Annotated in this window: 1 protein-coding gene; it reads left to right on the top strand. The window is 41.1% G+C overall.

Annotated features, from left to right (window positions below; all coding sequences use genetic code 11):
* On the top strand, positions 1 to 1,198 hold a 1,198-nt coding region (locus tag AZF08_RS24820; protein WP_235604088.1), incomplete at both ends, for a condensation domain-containing protein.

Genomic DNA, 1,198 nt, shown 5'->3' with positions numbered 1-1,198 from the left:
AGAAATGTTAGTCTCAATTTGGCAAACGGTACTTGGTGTTCCGCAAATTGGAGTATTAGACAATTTCTTTGATTTAGGAGGCGACTCAATTAAATCCATTCAAGTCTCTTCGAGACTACATCAAGCTGGTTATCGAGTAGAGATGAAAAATTTATTCAAATATTCGACTGTTGCGTCTTTAAGTCCGCATGTGGAGAAAATGACGCGAGTGGCTGAACAAGGTGAAGTAACAGGCGAGGCTAAGTTAACACCAATTCAACGTTGGTTTTTCGACCGCGAGGTGACAGCTCCTTATCACTTTAACCAAGCATTCATGTTATACCGGAAACAAGGATTTGATGTATCAGCTCTTCGTAAGACGATGCAAAAAATTGCCGAGCATCATGATGCCTTACGTATGGTGTTCCGTCAAACCGAACAAGGGTATGAGGTATGGAACCGAGGAATAGAGGAAGAAGAATTATTCAACTTGGAAGTGATGGATTTCACAGGAAACGTAAATCCTGCCTCAGCGATTGAAGAGGCTGTAAATACGATTCAAAGTAGCATTAATTTAAGTGAAGGGCCATTAATGAAACTAGGCTTGTTCCAATGTGAAGAGGGCGACCATTTATTGATTGTGATTCATCATTTAGTAGTGGATGGTGTTTCTTGGCGGATATTACTGGAAGATATAGGGGTAGGATATGAACAAGTGGTAAACGAAGAGGCGATTCAACTGCCACAAAAAACGGATTCTTTCCAATTATGGGCAGAACAATTATCCCTTTACGCGAATAGTTCAGATATGGAAAAAGAGCGCGAATATTGGAATGAGATCGAGCAAATCCCAACGGGATTGTTGCCGAAGGATGAGGAACAAGATTGTGGTTTGATAAAGGATAGTGAAGACATCACGGTCCAATGGACAGCCTCTGAAACGGAGCAGTTGTTAAAACAAGCAAACCGGGCATATAACACTGAAATCAATGATTTATTGTTAACAGCTTTAGGAATGGCGATTCATCAGTGGACAGGAATGGAAAAAATCGCTGTAAATCTGGAAGGACATGGACGAGAATCTATTCTTTCTGATCTCGATATCACTCGTACAGTAGGCTGGTTTACGAGTCAATATCCAGTAGTCTTGCCGATTGAAGCAGGGAGCGATATCTCTCACCGGATTAAGGATATTAAAGAAGGATTACGTCAAATTCCG

The sequence above is a fragment of the Bacillus gaemokensis genome (assembly GCF_001590835.1).
Taxonomy (GTDB): Bacteria; Bacillota; Bacilli; order Bacillales; family Bacillaceae_G; genus Bacillus_A; species Bacillus_A gaemokensis.
The sequence above is the reverse complement of the archived record's forward strand: the minus strand, read 5'-3'. Positions and strand labels throughout refer to the sequence as shown.